The organism is Chloroflexota bacterium (assembly GCA_009840355.1).
GTDB lineage: Bacteria > Chloroflexota > Dehalococcoidia > Lucifugimonadales > JADFKI01 > Bin90.
In genome coordinates, this window is record VXNZ01000049.1 from 91,200 (window position 1) to 106,960 (window position 15,761).

Genomic DNA, 15,761 nt, shown 5'->3' on the forward strand with positions numbered 1-15,761 from the left:
TCGTAAAATCCAATTTCGTCCTCAATACTTTTCTATAATATCGCACAGATAAATCATGATTGTCGTTCATTTGAGAGCATTCTACGGCAACGGTAACTACTGAAGATATCCGAAGCGCGTTGCTGGCAAATCCTCAAATCATCGTGGATTTGCTGGACAGCGATCCAGCCATCTTGGAGATGGTGCGCTCTCGCGTACTTACTCCCGAACTGCTGGCACTGCCGGAATTGCACGCGCAGTTAGCGGCTGAAGTGCGCGAATTCGCAGCTGAGATGCGCGAGTTCGCCGCGAAGACTGACGCTCGCCTGAGTAAAGTGGAGGATGAAATCGTCGTAATGCGCGGTGATATAGACAGGATGAGCGGCAAGATAGACAGGACGGAATCGAGCGTTGGACACCTGAAAGGCTTCTTTGTAGAAACCACCGCGCGAAACAAGGAAGATTCCATCGCTCTTCAGGTAGGTGAACAGAATGGATTGAGATTTCTGTTTCACACGCTCCAACCCGTTCGCAGAAGTGAACGGCGGACATTCATGCAGGTTATGCGAAATGACGAGCTGCCGCCTCCCGGATTGAGCGATGGCGAAATCGTAAGCTTCGTACAAGCCGACCACATTATATCCATAGACGACAGCAGCAGCGGCAAAACATACATCGCGATAGAGGCTTCGTACGTAGGCGACACCCGGGGCGCACAACGCGCCGTACGAAACGCGAATATTATCAATGTGCTGACTGGCGCGAACTCATACGCAGTTGTAGCCGGATGCCATTCTACCGACGGGCTTTTTGAAATGGCGGAGCGCGGCGAAGTAATCTGGCATCTAGTACCAGTGGATGAATTGAACGCATAAATCTCTGTGCCGTCCTCACCGCAGTAGCGCAGGCAGACGCTTTAGGCTCTCCACATCCCTCGCCGAAGGGTGATAATCGATGTGCGGCGGCGGGGCTTGCAGGCTGCGCGGCTTTGCATCTGCGCTGCAAATCTGTGAGCGACTAATTCCACTCCCGCACACGGTCTATCCGCCAATACCTGTGCGAAACCTCATTCGCCGGGTGCTCGTATGCCAGCACGCCTTCCAGCGGTCGGACACTTGAGACACGGAAATATAGAGTTATCCTATTTAGACTGGCGCCTTCCTCCATTGGCAGAGATGTGGGCCCCACTAGGGGGAATGCCTCATCCTCCACTAAAATGCTCCAGAACGAGAATTTTGCGCAGTCGCCGCCGTAATATGTCGCCAGAGTGTCTTGAGATTCCCACGGACACATAGAAGTATTGACAGACCCGTGTTTGCGGGTGCCATTGTACAGATTTACGTCGACTGCGACGACGCTTTCACCCGCTCCGGGCCTTGCCCATTCAGGCAGTTCTTTCACCTCGGAATGCTTCCTGATTACGGCAGCGCTGATGACCGCAATTTCTATGCCATCCGCGAACGGGAGCCGCGCGTTAACCGGCGCTGCTTGTATCGGTCGAGAGCCTGCGCCTTCAATGGGCTCGAATGTGTCCCGGGGGTCGAAGCGTTCCAAGTATGCCATGCGCGATTCCAAGTCGGATGCGTGCGTCTCCATCGCGGTTATCTGTGCCTGAAGCTCGGCGACCTGTTCCGTCAATTCCGCAAGCGGATCAGTCGCCGCGATTAGCGCTATCGCCGCCATCAGTACAGCTACTATGCCGATTATCTTTTTCATATGTACGAAGCCTTTCGCTATATCTGCTTCCACCAACAGCGTTAAGCCGTCATCTATCCGTAGCCACGTTTTCAGCAAACTAATTTATCCTGAAACCGTACTGAACATGCTAGGTTAGGCTTAGCAAATCTCGGGCAATACGACGACATCATTTGCGACAGGTTCGTACTTGATGGAAATGACACATTTATTCGCCTGTGACAATTAACCCTATGGCAATCAGCATTGAGGCGCGCGTCACCGTAGTAAGGCTGGCAGGCGCTTTAGGCTCTCAACATCGCGGGCTGAGGCGTGGTGATCTATGTGGGGGAGGGCGGCTTGAAGGCTTCGGGTTAGTGGCTGGTAATCTTCGCTGCCTAGCAGCGGGTTGAGCCAGACTACGCGGTGCACGCGCCGACGCATGCGCTGCACTTCTCGGGACAGACGCTCCGGGTCGCCTGTGTCCCAGCCGTCGCTTAACAGGAAGACCGTCGTGTAGCGGCTGAGAATCTGCTCGTATCTTGTGTTCACCAGTGCAAGCGCCTCGCCTATGCGCGTGCCACCGGACCAGTGCCTCGCTGCGCGTCCGATGCCTGCCAGCGCCTCGCTGAACGACGGCGCGTTGAGTTCACGCGTAACCCGCGTCGCCGATGTGCTGAACACGAACGCCTCCACGCGCTTGGTGTGCTGCGACACGGCGAATATGAGCTGCAAGAGCAGTTGCACATGCCGCTCCATCGAGCCGCTGACATCGAGCATTACCAGCAAGCGCGGCGTTCTGGGCACGCGGCGTTTGCGCGGCAGCACGATGGCGTCGCCGCCGCTGCTCATATTCAGACGCATCGCGGCGCGCAGGTCCGGGCTGCCTTTGCGCCGGTGTCGCTTACGTCTGCGTCCGGGCCGAGACGCCATCGCGCGTATCATTCGCGCGGCGATGGCTGACAACTCGGAAAGTTCATCAGCACGCAGCACGCTTAGGTCGGGCGGCGATGCGGTTGCGCGGCGACTCGCGCCTGTGCGCAGCATCTGCACCAGCGTGTTTTGCGACGAATCGTCGGCTTCGGGCATCATCGCGACGCTGGGCGTTCGGCGGAACTCGCGCGCGCCGCCAACTAGGTCGTCGTCTGAGTCGATGTGCGGGCGTAGTGGTAATTCCTCGAAGTTCCAGAATAGCTCGAACAGCGAGTCGTAGATGGGGATTTCGTCTCGGCGCGAGAGCAGCAGCGCGCGCAACGACCAGTACACCCTGCCACGGTCCATCATGTCCACCGCGCTTAGCGCGCGCATTACATCCGCCGTCTCCTGCGGGCTAATCAGCAGCCCGTGTGTGCGCAGCACCCGGCAAAAGTGCGTAAGGTGTGTCGTAAAGTCATAGGAAACAGGCTTTGTCATTTGTTTCACGATTAGTCAGCTTAGAGAATGTGCGTTCACAAGATAACATCATTGGGGACTGCCGGGGCTGCATGGATTTCGCATTTTCCCGCGCCGCGTATTATTTTCTTACGGTAATTTTTTCCATGTATAATTATTTGCTGGAAATTCCATTGGACAATTGTTAAACATGAAACTATAATAGCGCTGCGCTGAAATTATGACCCTGGCAACGCACGCTTTGAAACTCAGACAATCGGTCGAGATTGTAAGTATTTCCCTTGGACTGTCTGAACACATAATATCTGCCTATGGAGTGACAACTTACACCTGGGTCAGATAAATGTACATCTGGATTGGATAATAGTGGGAGTTTGAGTTACTGTTGATACGGAGCCGACTTGTCGCCGACATGAGGAGTATCTTTGGCATCAGAGAACGCGAATGACACCATACTCTACGAGCCGGAAGAGTCTTGTCCACCTCTAACTGCTGCTATCACAGGATTCCAACTAGCGGTAGTCATGATAGCGTTAGTCGTAGTCCCAGTAGTAATTATAGTACGCACAGCAGGGCTACCGCACGAATACCTAAGGTGGACTGTATTCGCCTCATTGATCGTCTGCGGTATTGCTACGATTTTCAATTCCCTTAGACTTGGGCGTTTCGGCACTGGGCATGTTCTGGTAATAGGAACTGCCGAGCCCGCAATCGCCATCTGCATAACGGCTCTGATGCAGGGCGGGCCTGTGATGATGGCAACGCTGGTTGTCCTGTCATCCGTGCTGAAATTCTTCGTCGCTGCGCGACTCTCGCTGTTCCGCCGCATAATCACCCCCGTGGTGTCCGGCACGGTGCTCATGCTGATAGCGGCGACCGTGATTCTGGCGGTATTCGGGATACTGACGGAAGTGCCTCCCGGAAAGTCCGTATCGCCCATAGCCGCTCCCATTGCTGCTGTCGTTACTCTGGCGGTGATAGCCTTTATGCTTCTGCGAGCTCCCCGCCCGTTACAGATATGGTCGCCGCTGATAGGCATCGTGATTGGCAGCCTAGTCAGTCTGCCATTCGGTCTGTATGACATTGACCTTGTGCAGAGAGTGAGTTGGTTCGGGGGTGGATTTTCCCCTGAGGTCCGGAGTGTCTGGCCCGGATTCGACTTTACTCCTGGGCTCAAGTTCTGGGCGCTTCTCCCCGCGTTTCTGCTGATAATGGTCATCACATCGTTCAAGGCGGTTGCCGATACAAGCGCAATCCAGCGCGTTTCCAGGCGTCAGCCGCGCGCCACCGACTTCAGAGTCATCCAGGGCGGACTCCATATAAACGCTCTGAGCAACCTGGCGTCAGGGCTGGCGGGGACTGTCCCCACGATGACCGCTTCCCCCAGCGTGGCGATGGTCAGTCTCACGAGGATCGCATCACGTAGCGCGGGAGTATGGGCCGGCGCCATATTCATCGCTATGGCCATGGTGCCGAAGACGACTGCGCTGCTGATAGCCGTACCGTCTCCCGTGGCTGCAGCGTACATAATGATAATAATGGGGCTGGTGTTCATAGAGGGCGTGCAGACCGTAACCCAGGATGGGATAGACCATAGAAAGGCGATAGTGGTGGCAGTATCTTTCTGGGTCGGCATGGGCTTCCAGAACCAGGCCATCTTCGCGGACCTGCTTACCGGTACCTTGGACGCTCTGCTGAGCAACAGCGTTACCTCCGGTGGACTTGCCGCCGCGCTGCTGATTGGATTCATAGAGCTGACATCGGCGAGACGCAAGCGGCTGGAAGTTGACCTTGATCAGTCTTCAATGCCGGAAATCGACCGCTTTATGCAAGATTTCGCAGCGGACAAGCATTGGGACGAAGCATCTACGGAGAGTCTGCGCGCCATCGGCGAAGAGACGCTCTCGATTATGGTGCACGAGGAAGAGGCGGACGAAACGGGCAAGCAGCGGCGGCTCATCATCAACGCGCAGGTTGACGACGATGTGGCGGATCTGGAGTTCCTGTCAGCGGCGTACGATGTGGAAAATCTGGAAGATAGGCTTGCGTACCTGAACGACGAGCCCCAAGTCTTGGACGCGATCGAGGTATCGTACCGCCTGCTGCGTTATTACGCCAAATCTGTCCGCCACCAAAAGTTCCACGACATTGATGTAATCACCGTGCAAGTGGAAGGCGCAAGGGCGCGGTGAGCGCCATGCACCATCCATGCGTTTGACGGGATGGGCAGGACTGGCAGGATATTGTCATTCCGAAACGCCTTAAGGAATCTGAAATATGTGGACGTAAGATTCCGTGTGTCTCCTGCTTCGTCATGGCGTTCGACATAGCGGCGGCATTTTCAGGCTCTTTATTATTCTTGATGGGGAAGGTACATCTATCCTGCCCACGCTGTACATCCTGTTAAATGCTGGACAGAAAAAGCGGCCGGTATGACGAGAATGGATGTCATACCGGCCGCTGCCTACATTGGATGTGTGCGGATTGGGTTATGTGACTATTCCATGCGGGAGCCGCCCCAGGCTCGGGAGACACCGGCTGCCGTTGGTTCGACTATTACGTTGACTACGGCGGGCTTGCCGCTGGCGAAGGCTCGTTCGAGCGCAGGGCGAATCTCGTCCGGGTCGGTTACCTCTTCGCCGTATGCTCCGAGTTCGCGCGCCATGCCGTCGTAGTTCGTAAATCCGAGCTCGCGGCCAGGCTTGCGGCGGTCGGGCGTGCGCGCCGTCCAACCGGCGTTGTTGCTGATGACCGTAACGACCGGCAGATTGAAGCGTACGCAGGTGTCGATTTCCATCGCGTTCATGCCCATCGAGCCGTCGCCGTGCAGCACTAGCACCTGCTTGTCCGGCTTGGCAATCTGCGCGCCGATACCATAAGGCAGCCCGACTCCCATCGTGCCCGTTACGCCGGAGTTGAGGCGATGACCCGGCACGTATGTCGGCAAAGACTGACGACCGAAGTGCAAAATCTCATTGCCGTCAACGCAAAGGATGGCGTCGCGGTCTAGGAAGTCGCGGATCTCCTTGCACAGGCGTAGCGGGTGAATTGGCGTCTGGTCGGAGTTCAGCAGGGCCGCTTGCTGACCAGCGCGGCGGTCGTTGTCCTCTTGCAGCCGCGAAATCCACGGCGATTCCAGCCTGCCGGCGAAGTCTTCGGGCCTGGCTTCGATTTCCGCGTTCATCTGTCCGAGAATGGACTTCGCATCGCCGACGATTCCGAGGTCAACATCGCGGTTGTGCGCGATTTCGCTCGCCTCGATGTCTATCTGCACGACTTTGGCGTTACCGAAGCGCTGGCCGTAGTTGATCATCCAGTTCATCCGTGTGCCGATGACCATCACGAGGTCGGCTTCTCGCAGCGCGGTGCTGCGCGCTCCTTGGAACGATACGGCATGGTCTTCCGGCACAACGCCGCGCGACATCGGCGCGGTGTAGAATGGCGTGCTTGTCATGTCAACCAGCCGTTCCATCTCGGGTGCCGCGCCGGAGAAGAACACGCCGCCGCCGGAGAATATGACCGGACGCTCGGCATCCGCCAGCATTTGCACAGCTTCGGAGATGGCAGCCGGATCGCCGGACGGCACGGACTTGCGAGCCGCGCGCGTGGGCTTTACCGCCGCGTCCTCTTCAATCTCTTCGTACAACACATCCGCGCCGCAGTCGATATAGACGGGACCGGGCCTGCCGGACATGGACTGGCGGTACGCGGTGCTGACGATTTCCGGATAGCGCGCCGCCATTGTCGGGCGGTGCCAATACTTGACGATAGGCTCCATGATGCGCTCTTGGTCCACCTCTTGGAAGGTGTCCCTGCCGATTTCGTGAACCGCGCTCGCGCCGCCGAGGATGACCATAGGCGAGCAGTCGATGGAAGCGGCATACACGCCGGTGAGTAAGTTAAGCGTGCCGGGACCGGACGCCGCGGTGCAGACGCCGGGCTTGCCGGTAACGCGGGAGTATGCGTGCGCCGCGAATGCTGCCGCCTGTTCGTGTCGGAAGTCGATGGTTTCGATGCCGAAGTCCTGACAGCCCATCACGATGTCGAAGTCAGGTCCTCCCATAAGGTAGAAGAGCTTCTCCACGCCCTCTTCTTTGAGCGTCTTTGCTATGAGATAGCTGCCGGTAACCTTTGCCATATCTGTACTCCTTGCAGTTATTGGTTTTCAGTCGTCAGTTTTCAGTTTGGGCAGGCTTGTTGACAGGCGCAAGGTTATCACAATGCGGCGGAGTGCGCCAAACCGCCTGACATGAGCAGTGAGATGATCTGAAGCCGCATGTTTGTTTTGCCCGTGTTTGTTATGTGTTGTATAATTTCACGAGAATTTGAATGTATGATTACATACGTGGGAGTCTTCGTAATACGTAAGGGCGATTGACAAGGATTTATACACAATGAATGTCGACAATATACTATCGTCTATTGATCAAGGGTTCATTCTGCTTCCCGTCTTCCAAAGAGGATATGTCTGGAATCGCAATCAAGTTCGCTTCCTGATGGACTCGCTATACCACAAATATCCTGTAGGCAGTTTGCTCATGTGGCAAGCGCACTCTGAAAGTGTCGATAATCGAGGAGATGTTCCTGCTGCGGCCTCCCCGGTTAAACTGATCTTGGACGGACAGCAGCGCATAACTACACTATATGGCATTATCAAGGGTAAGCAGCCGCCTTTTTTTGAAGGCAACTCCAACACATTCACCGGTCTGTATTTTAACCTAGAAACTGAAGTGTTCGAGTTCTACGCTCCCTCTCGTATGAACAATAACCCGTTCTGGGTGAATGTCACCGAACTGATGCAAAACGGCATTGGTCCTATGGTGGATAACATCTTTCAGAATGAAAGACTGAAAGAGCAGGCACAAACATACGTGAACAGGTTGAATGCAGTTACCACAATTGGCTCGATAGACCTATACGAAGACATAGTGTCAGAATCTGACGTGGATGTAGTAGTGGACATATTCAACCGCATCAACAGCGGCGGCACGAAATTGTCGCAAGCCGACTTAGCATTAGCCAAGATTTGCACGATTTGGCCTGAAGCTCGTGACGAACTGAAACTACGGTTAGCTAAATGGAAGGAAGCAGGGTTTCATTTCAAACTGGAATGGCTGCTCAGGTGCTTGAACGCTCTGGTAACTGGAGAAGCCAGATTCTCGGAGATAACCGACAAAAGCGCAGATGAAATTAACGCAGGGTTGTCCAAAACCGAGAAACACATTGATTACTTGCTAAATCTCATATCGTCTCGACTTGGACTCGACCACACACGAGTTCTTGCTGGACCGTATGCGTTTCCGGTGATGACAAGATACTTGGAGCAGCGAGGAGGTCATCTGACGGATTATAAGGAGGCAAATAAACTGCTGTTCTGGTACATCCATACATTCCTGTGGGGACGGTACTCAGGATCCACGGAATCTGCCTTAGGTCAAGACCTCAACGCAATAGAAGATACCGATACGGGATTGGATAATCTCATAGAGAATCTGCGTATTATTCGCGGACATTTGCGGATTGCGCCCGACGACTTCTCAGCATCTACCATAGGCGCACGCTTCTATCCGATGCTATACATGCTTACGCGCGTGAACCATGCAAGAGACTGGGGAACAGGCAATGAACTATCCAATGCGATGCTTGGAAAGAGCACTGGCCTTGAAATGCACCACATATTCCCTAAGTCGAGGCTGTATGAACGAGGCTACTCTCGAAATGAGGTCAACGCGCTCGCCAATTTCACATTTCTAACGAAAGAGACGAACCTTGAGGTGTCTAACAAGTATCCTGAGAAATACATTCCAGAGTATGCCGAAAAGCATCCCGGCGCAGTAGAATCGCACTGGATACCTATGGATGGCGAGCTTCATCGGATTGATAGATACCAAGATTTTCTGGAGGCAAGGCGGAGGTTGTTGGCGGAGGCTACGAATAAATTCTTGGACAATCTCCTAGAAAGCGCTGTCTCACTCCCAACACCCATAGGAGAAATGTTATCAGACATAGGCAGCCTACCGGGCGGTGTGGTCAGCGACGAGGAACAACGACAACTGGAGAATGTGAATGGGCGAGTGGTTGCGATGGGATTGTCCGAAGGTGAATTCAGTTACGAGTTAATTAACGAACGCACTGATCAACCTATGGCAATGATAGATTTGGCATGGCCTGATGGGTTGCAGGCGGGATTGAGCCAACCTGTGGCGCTACTCATTGATGAAGACACACCAGTTGAGACAATTGTCAGTCAAGCGGGATTCCGAATCTATACTGACGTTGAATCGCTGATGGACTATGTCTCGCAAGACGTGCTGGTGCTTGATGTTGCTGCGGACTAATCTGGAGTGCCAAGAACGCCTTCGTAGGAGGACTTGGGCATCCCAACCAGATCCTACAACTGACAGTTGATGTCCGAAAGTAACGCTGATATGTGCCGTTCCACTTTGTCAACGTAGAACGGCACGTATCTATATCCTGTTAGCCCCGGCCGTTAACTATACAGCGCCTCCCCGCGGTGCAGCCGCAGCGCAATGTTGTAGGTTTGGCGCACGGCGCGCGATGTGGGTGCGTGCGCCGCGAGGAAGCGCGATAGGGCTATCAGCACTACGCGCGCTTCGTCTGTGCCGCGACGCTCTTCGTGCTGCTTTATCGCCGCGTCCACAATTTGGAAGTTATGAAAGCCCGACTCTTCGCGCAGCATCGCGTGTCCAAGCGATGCGATGATGCCCTCAGGCTCCGCGCCGCCGCTGATGTAGTCGGACACTATCTGCGCGGACGGTTCTACGCGCTGTTGCACATCCATGCCGGACAGCAGGTCGGAGCGTAAGGTACCGCCGTCTATCGCAGGGTTCGCTGCGCCGTTTGCCGTGCCGTTCGTGAGCGGGTCCGGCACTCGCTGCGCGGGCATGTTCAGGAAGCGATCCAAGTACACGCTCATCGCGGTGTCCAGCGCGCCACGCAGGAGTTCAAGGGACGGCGCGCGCTTGAGCGCCTGATGCAGCGCGTTCGCCGCCGTCAGCGTGTTGTGCAGCGTGTCCCAGTCGTTGAACTCGTTGGATGTGTGGAATCGCGCCATCCGCATGAACGCCGCGAATGCCACCGCCGAGCCAATCTGCGCCTCGCTCGCGCCATTTCGCACGGCTTCTACTATGGCGTCGAGCGTTGCTGCGGGATCATCTTGCAGTATCATATCGACGAGTGCGCCTTCGTCGTCCCACTCACCGCGCTTGCCCAAGCCCTCGTCATAAGCCGCCGCAAGGGCCTCGCGCGCCTGCCAAGTCATCGTCGCGATGTCTTCCGGATTGCGCCAAGTGCCCAGTTCCTCGCTGCGCTGCACGCCCGCCATTCCGTACACCAAGCTGGTAAGAACCTGTGCGGCGTGCTCCCAGCCGAGATGGTCGAGTAGCTCGAACGCCTTGTTGGCGAAGTCGAGCATATGCCCGCCGTCCACGTAGAGGTGGTCGGTGATGGCTGCGAATATCATGTCCGCGATGGTCTGCTCCGGAATGCCGACCTCAATCGCCGTGCGCAGGCAGCGCTCCGCACCGTCTGCGTATCGTACATCGATGAAGTTTCTGAACCAAAGCTTGAACACCTCGTGCCGCGTCTCGCCGGTCGGCAGCGGGTCGAGCATAAAGCGCGGCGGCATGCCCGCGTTGGAGCGCGCAACATGCATCAGCCCTTGATACATCGCCAGCGTGCGGTCTTTGGCGTCGAGATACGGCAGCATGCTCGCACTGCAAGTCAGTATCGTCATCGCCTGCCCCCAGCCTGCCGCCGAGTATGTCGTGCCGAAATCCGCGCCAATTCCCAGCGGCACACGATAGTCTGCCTTCGCCGCGTCCAAACCCAATACAGACTTAGCGATAACGAGGCGGATATTGTCTTCCAGCGCGTCTTGCAGACGCTTGGACCAGCGCGCGGTCTGGTCTGGTTCCGGCGGCGATGGGTTCACCCATACCTCGCCGTCATCGATCGTTACCGGGAACGAGCGAACATCGTCCGCCCACGGGTCGAATGTGCCGCCGCTTGATAGGTCGAATCGCGCGTGATGCCAGTGGCAGGTGAGGATGCCGTTCTTCACTGTGCCCCTGTCGAGCGGGAATCCCATATGCGGACAGCGGTTGTCCACCGCATGGACGGCGTCGCCATGCACGAACACGGCAATTGTATGCCCGCCGCCCGTAACGACCGTGCATCCACGCGCCCGAATCTCGTTCAGCGTGCCAACCCGGATGAGGTTGTCAGTCATAGTAGCCATAGTGCCCTCCCTTCGCCGCTGGCGTTGTGTTGTAATGTCATTCGCGACTATGCTTATACGACTAATGTAGCAGAGGATTGGGATGGCTGCATGGGGCGGTCCAATAGGCTCATCAATTACGCCGGATATATGACTCTTGCTTTATTTCGTGTATCATCCGCAGCAGGAAGCAGGAACGGGCGACTGAATAGAACGCTAGATGTCGCACAAAGCGATTCCCCCCCATCCCGGCTTTCCCCAATCAGGAGGGAAGGGACTAAGTGGTTCGCGCCCTGCTCTTACGTATTTCAGTCGTGTAAGGGCATTGTATAGTCAATGACGGTAATGCCACTGAAGGGATATTACTTCCCCCCAAAAGGTACTGCGCATCAAAGTGTGTTTCATATCAGCATCTCGCCGCAATTTGACATGACGATAGAACCCGATGTATGTTCCTGCACTGGTAAATACGCCGACTTCGGCGATTCGTTGGGCGAGTAGGCGGGTTGCCGAGTGAGTGCGATAGCCGATATTAAACCCGCGCACAGCACAAGTGGCCCGTATAGTGAATAGTTTGTATGACACCCTCAATTCCGAGTATTGCGGTAAAGCTACATAAGACAGAAGGTAGATATTAGGAGGCACATCAATGGTTATGCTACCGCCACGCAACGACTGGCTAGAAAATACCATCGAAGAGACTATCGACCCGGATTTGCCTATCTGCGATCCGCACCACCACCTGTGGGAGCGGCCGGGCAATATCTATATGCTCGACGACCTGCAGCGCGACCTCACATCGGGACACAACATCGTCAGCACAGTGTTCTTGGAGTGCTCGTCGATGTACCGGGAGGACGGACCGGAGCATCTGAAGCCGCTTGGCGAGACTGAATTCACGGCAGCGGTTGCGGAAGAAGCAGCCTCGCGTTCCGATGTGACGGCGAATGTCAACGCCGCCATACAAAGCCACGCAGATCTGACGCTTGGCAACGCTGTCCAAGAAGTGCTCGAAGCGCATATCGAGCTGGGCAAGGGCAGGTTCCGCGGCATACGGCATGGCACTTCGCACGACCCTAGCCCGGTGATACCCGCATACCGCGACCGCGGCGCAGGCGTGTTGATGACGCCGGAGTTCCGCGAGGGCTTCGCGGTGCTGCAGAGTATGGACCTGGCATTCGACGCGTGGATGTACCATCCGCAGCTGCCCGAACTTGTGGACCTCGCGCGCTCGTTCCCGGATACGCGCATCATCCTTGACCACATCGGCGCACCGCTCGGCATCGGTCCATACGAGGGCAGACGCGCTGAGGTTATGGAAGTTTGGAAGCAAAGCATCGCGGAAGTGGCGCAGAACGATAATGTGTTCGTGAAGGTGGGCGGCTGCGGCATGCCCAACTACGGCAACGACTGGCACGAGCGCGAGACGCCAATCGGCTCGGTCGAGCTGGCGGAAGCCACGGCGCCGTACTACCTATATGTCATCGAGCAGTTCGGCGTGGAACGCTGCATGTTCGAGAGCAACTTCCCGGTGGACAAGGTGTCGTACTCGTACAATGTGATGTGGAACTCGTTCAAGCGCATCGTAGCCGACTTCTCCGACAGCGAAAAAGCCGCGCTTTTCCACGACACGGCTGTGAAGGCGTATCGGATTTAAGCCTAATCAACGGGACGGGCAGGATAGATGGGATATAGACCTTGTCCTGTGTATCTTGTCCGCCCGTGTCTGTTATTGTAATTGCATCAGGGCGATATGGATGTGATCACGGTTGCGCCGATAATGGAGCTCTTGTTCGTGGTTGTCGCGCTGACGCTTTTCACATTAAGCGTTTTGAGCATACTCGACTGGTATGGCCTGATACGCGTCTCTTGGATCAATGTTGATCGCAAATTCCCTCCGCAGGATACATACCATTACAACGGATAGGCTGATAAGATTCGCCCGTGAGCATCAACGGCAACAAAGAAATCCCTGTAAGGATAAGAGCGGTGCTCGGCATTCTGTTTCCAGTAGCCATTGCAGGCGCGAGTATTCTTATGGCATACGCCTGTTTCTGCGGATTACATGACGACTGCGCAAGATAGGCTACTGAACATCGGAAACTGAATTAAGACTGTCACTGGCTAACATCGGCTTTGCCGGCTGGTCGTCTAGCCTCGCCAAACGGCGCGCGCAGCTAATTATCCTCTATTCTTCCTATTGTAAGTTCCTTCCTCACTTGACCCTCTGCGCTCAAAAGCCGTATATTGACGCAACACTTGTATCGCGTTCAACGCATGGCTGCGTGCTTGGTAGGCAAGCTCCCGCAGCTGAGCCAATTTACTGATATGGGAGGTCAGGACTATGGCATTTGGAAGCGGCGATTTCATGTACGAGGTTGCAGAGGGCTGGGGGCAGCTGCCCCAAGGCTTCGAGTTCAAGCAAGTTGCCGATGTCGCGGTGGACGGCAACGACAATGTATATGTCTATAACAGAGGCACACACAACCTCGTAATCTTTGACCGAGAAGGCAATTACCTAGACTCGTGGGACCTGCAGCACAAGGAGCCGCACGGCATCTGCGTGGGTGAAAGAGGCAATATCTACCTAGCGGACAGGGACTCGCACGTCGTCGAGAAGCGCGATCCTGAGGGCAGCCTGCTTCTCACACTTGGCACACGAGATGTGCCATCTGACACCGGCGAGCAGTCCGAGCGATTCCTCGTCGAAAAGCCCGGTGGCCCCTTCAATATGCCCACCGGCATCGCCATCGGCAGCTACAGCGACATATTTATATCAGACGGATACAGCAACTGCCGCGTACACCACTACAACTCCACCGGAACGCACATGAAGTCATGGGGATTGCCCGGCAAGGACAACCCCGGCGACTTCCACCTGCCGCACGGCATCGGCGTTGACGCCGAAAACAGAGTTGTCGTCGCCGACCGCGAGAACAACCGCATTCAGGTTTTCGATGAGGAGGGCGAGTTCCTGTTCATGTGGACAGGCTTCCAGCAGCCGACGTCGGTTGCTTTCGGACCGGAAGGCGAGATATATGTGCCCGAGTTGCAGCACCGCGTCAGCATCATAGACGGCGAGGGTAACCTGCTGGCGCGCTGGGGCGACGAGCACAGCCACGAGCCAGGCTTGTTCTACGCGCCGCACGGCATGGCGGTCGACTCGCATGGTGACATCTATGTGGGCGAAGTGCTGGAAGGGCAGCGCATCCAAAAGTTCATCCGCCAGTAGGCAATTGGGCAAAACGGGCGGCATTGAACCACAATACATGCAATACGTCGGGAATTAGGGGGCGGCGCGGGTGGACGAAGTTACTTTGTCCGTTCCGCAGTCCCCTATTTGCCTTCATGGTAGGTGGTGGAATGGACGAACCTGTGTAGGCAGACGGGGATTAGCGCTAACATGTACTGAAGGAAGTATGACGACCTACCAATCCCAGCCAGAGGCAAGCACATGACAACTCCGAACATCGAGACAAAGTTGACTGCGCAGACGAATGGCGCACAGGGCGATGTCGTGCAGACGCAGCCGCCGGACGCAGGCGAAGTGCCGTGGTACGAACTCATCAATGACGCGCCGGAGCCACCAGAGGACGCGATGCAGCAAGCAAGTACGATTCTCTATGTTATGTCCATACTCTGGGGGCGATACGAGGATGACCGAGCCGTGCTTGTGTCTGAGCAGACCAATGTTATCTACGACTCGGCCGTTCCCGGTTCTGTTATTGTTCCAGACGGATATGTGGTTTTCGACGTGCCCGCCAGGATGATTGAGTCGGAGCGTCGCAGCTACCGCATAGACGAATGGGGCAAGCCGCCGGACTTCGTGCTAGAGGTGGCTTCCGAAAGTACGGCTGCGCGAGACTTAAGTGAAAAGCGCGAGATTTACGCGCGGATGGGCGTTCAGGAATACTGGAAACTTGACAAGCACGGCTACTATGGTGAGCCGCTTGTGGGCGAGCGCTTGGTGAACGGCGAATATAACCGATTTGAGCTGCACACCGAGTCCAACGGCGAGGTATGGTCGCGCAGTGAAGTCCTAGGCGTGGACTTTTATCATCGATTAGAGGATGGCATAAGCACTTTCTCGCTGTGGGACAGCGTTACGGGAGAGAGGCTGAAGACTCCGGGCGAGGAGGTTGCGGCGCGGCAAGCGGCAGAGGCATGGGCGCAAGATGAGCGGCAGATGCGTCAGGAAGCGGAGGCGCGAGCGCAGGACGCCGAATCGCGAGCACAGGACGCCGAATCGCGAGCGCAAGGTGCCGAATCGCGAGCCCAAAGTTCTGAGGCGGCAAGACTGGCTGCCGAGGCAGAGATAGAACGCTTGCGGCGGCAGCTCCACGGGCGGTGAACGATAAGGCGCGCGCGACTATAAGTTGATATACTTACGCACTGAACGGAACGGAAACCTCATCTATCCTTAGGGAATTATACGGAAAGGTTGACAAGATAACCAAGTCCTGCTATACTCAATATC

General features: G+C 55.8%; 10 protein-coding genes. 6 read left to right on the forward strand and 4 right to left on the reverse strand.

Going from position 1 to position 15,761, the window contains the following annotated elements; genetic code table 11:
- Positions 1-119 precede the first annotated feature (119 nt).
- Positions 120-854, forward strand: coding sequence for a hypothetical protein (locus F4X57_13015; protein ID MYC08070.1), 735 nt, complete (start codon positions 120-122; stop codon positions 852-854).
- 142 nt (positions 855-996) lie between these two features.
- On the opposite strand, the gene F4X57_13020 is transcribed toward F4X57_13015, so the two are convergent.
- Together F4X57_13020 and F4X57_13025 are read right to left on the reverse strand one after the other, a co-directional pair.
- Positions 997-1,773, reverse strand: a complete 777-nt coding sequence (locus F4X57_13020) for a hypothetical protein (GenBank protein MYC08071.1) — start codon at positions 1,771-1,773, stop codon at positions 997-999.
- A 159-nt stretch (positions 1,774-1,932) separates the two neighbouring features.
- Positions 1,933-3,066 carry a VWA domain-containing protein gene (locus F4X57_13025; protein MYC08072.1) on the reverse strand — a complete coding sequence of 378 codons (1,134 nt, stop codon included), beginning with the start codon at positions 3,064-3,066 and terminating at the stop codon, positions 1,933-1,935.
- Between the two features lie 404 nt (positions 3,067-3,470).
- Between F4X57_13025 and F4X57_13030 the strand changes: the two genes are divergently transcribed.
- Entirely contained in the window at positions 3,471-5,237 is a 1,767-nt protein-coding gene (locus F4X57_13030; protein ID MYC08073.1) for a hypothetical protein, read from the forward strand.
- A gap of 305 nt (positions 5,238-5,542) precedes the next feature.
- On the opposite strand, the gene F4X57_13035 is transcribed toward F4X57_13030, so the two are convergent.
- Positions 5,543-7,183 carry a thiamine pyrophosphate-binding protein gene (locus tag F4X57_13035; protein MYC08074.1) on the reverse strand — a complete coding sequence of 547 codons (1,641 nt, stop codon included), beginning with the start codon at positions 7,181-7,183 and terminating at the stop codon, positions 5,543-5,545.
- Positions 7,184-7,439: 256 nt separating this feature from the next.
- Between F4X57_13035 and F4X57_13040 the strand changes: the two genes are divergently transcribed.
- Complete coding sequence (locus F4X57_13040; GenBank protein MYC08075.1) at positions 7,440-9,383, forward strand: DUF262 domain-containing protein; 1,944 nt, start codon at positions 7,440-7,442, stop codon at positions 9,381-9,383.
- Between the two features lie 152 nt (positions 9,384-9,535).
- Here F4X57_13040 and F4X57_13045 read toward each other — a convergent pair whose 3' ends face one another.
- Positions 9,536-11,305, reverse strand: coding sequence for a Rieske (2Fe-2S) protein (locus tag F4X57_13045; protein MYC08076.1), 1,770 nt, complete (start codon positions 11,303-11,305; stop codon positions 9,536-9,538).
- Positions 11,306-11,933: 628 nt separating this feature from the next.
- On the opposite strand from F4X57_13045, the gene F4X57_13050 reads away from it, so the two are divergent.
- The 3 genes from F4X57_13050 (at position 11,934) to F4X57_13060 (ending at position 15,635) form a co-directional block, all read left to right on the forward strand.
- On the forward strand, positions 11,934-12,941 hold the full coding sequence (locus F4X57_13050) for an amidohydrolase family protein (protein MYC08077.1): 1,008 nt from the start codon (positions 11,934-11,936) through the stop codon (positions 12,939-12,941).
- 687 nt (positions 12,942-13,628) lie between these two features.
- Positions 13,629-14,516: a hypothetical protein gene (locus tag F4X57_13055; GenBank protein MYC08078.1), complete on the forward strand. Its 888-nt coding sequence runs from the start codon at positions 13,629-13,631 to the stop codon at positions 14,514-14,516.
- 222 nt (positions 14,517-14,738) lie between these two features.
- Entirely contained in the window at positions 14,739-15,635 is an 897-nt protein-coding gene (locus F4X57_13060; protein ID MYC08079.1) for a hypothetical protein, read from the forward strand.
- The last annotated feature ends 126 nt before the right edge of the window (positions 15,636-15,761 follow it).

Excerpts from the sequence above, each read along its gene's own strand:
- F4X57_13025 (MYC08072.1), bottom strand. The coding sequence starts at position 3,066 with ATGACAAAGCCTGTTTCCTATGACTTTACGACACACCTTACGCACTTT.
- F4X57_13035 (MYC08074.1), bottom strand. The coding sequence starts at position 7,183 with ATGGCAAAGGTTACCGGCAGCTATCTCATAGCAAAGACGCTCAAAGAA.
- F4X57_13040 (MYC08075.1), top strand. The coding sequence starts at position 7,440 with ATGAATGTCGACAATATACTATCGTCTATTGATCAAGGGTTCATTCTG.
- F4X57_13045 (MYC08076.1), bottom strand. The coding sequence starts at position 11,305 with ATGGCTACTATGACTGACAACCTCATCCGGGTTGGCACGCTGAACGAG.
- F4X57_13050 (MYC08077.1), top strand. The coding sequence starts at position 11,934 with ATGGTTATGCTACCGCCACGCAACGACTGGCTAGAAAATACCATCGAA.
- F4X57_13055 (MYC08078.1), top strand. The coding sequence starts at position 13,629 with ATGGCATTTGGAAGCGGCGATTTCATGTACGAGGTTGCAGAGGGCTGG.
- F4X57_13060 (MYC08079.1), top strand. The coding sequence starts at position 14,739 with ATGACAACTCCGAACATCGAGACAAAGTTGACTGCGCAGACGAATGGC.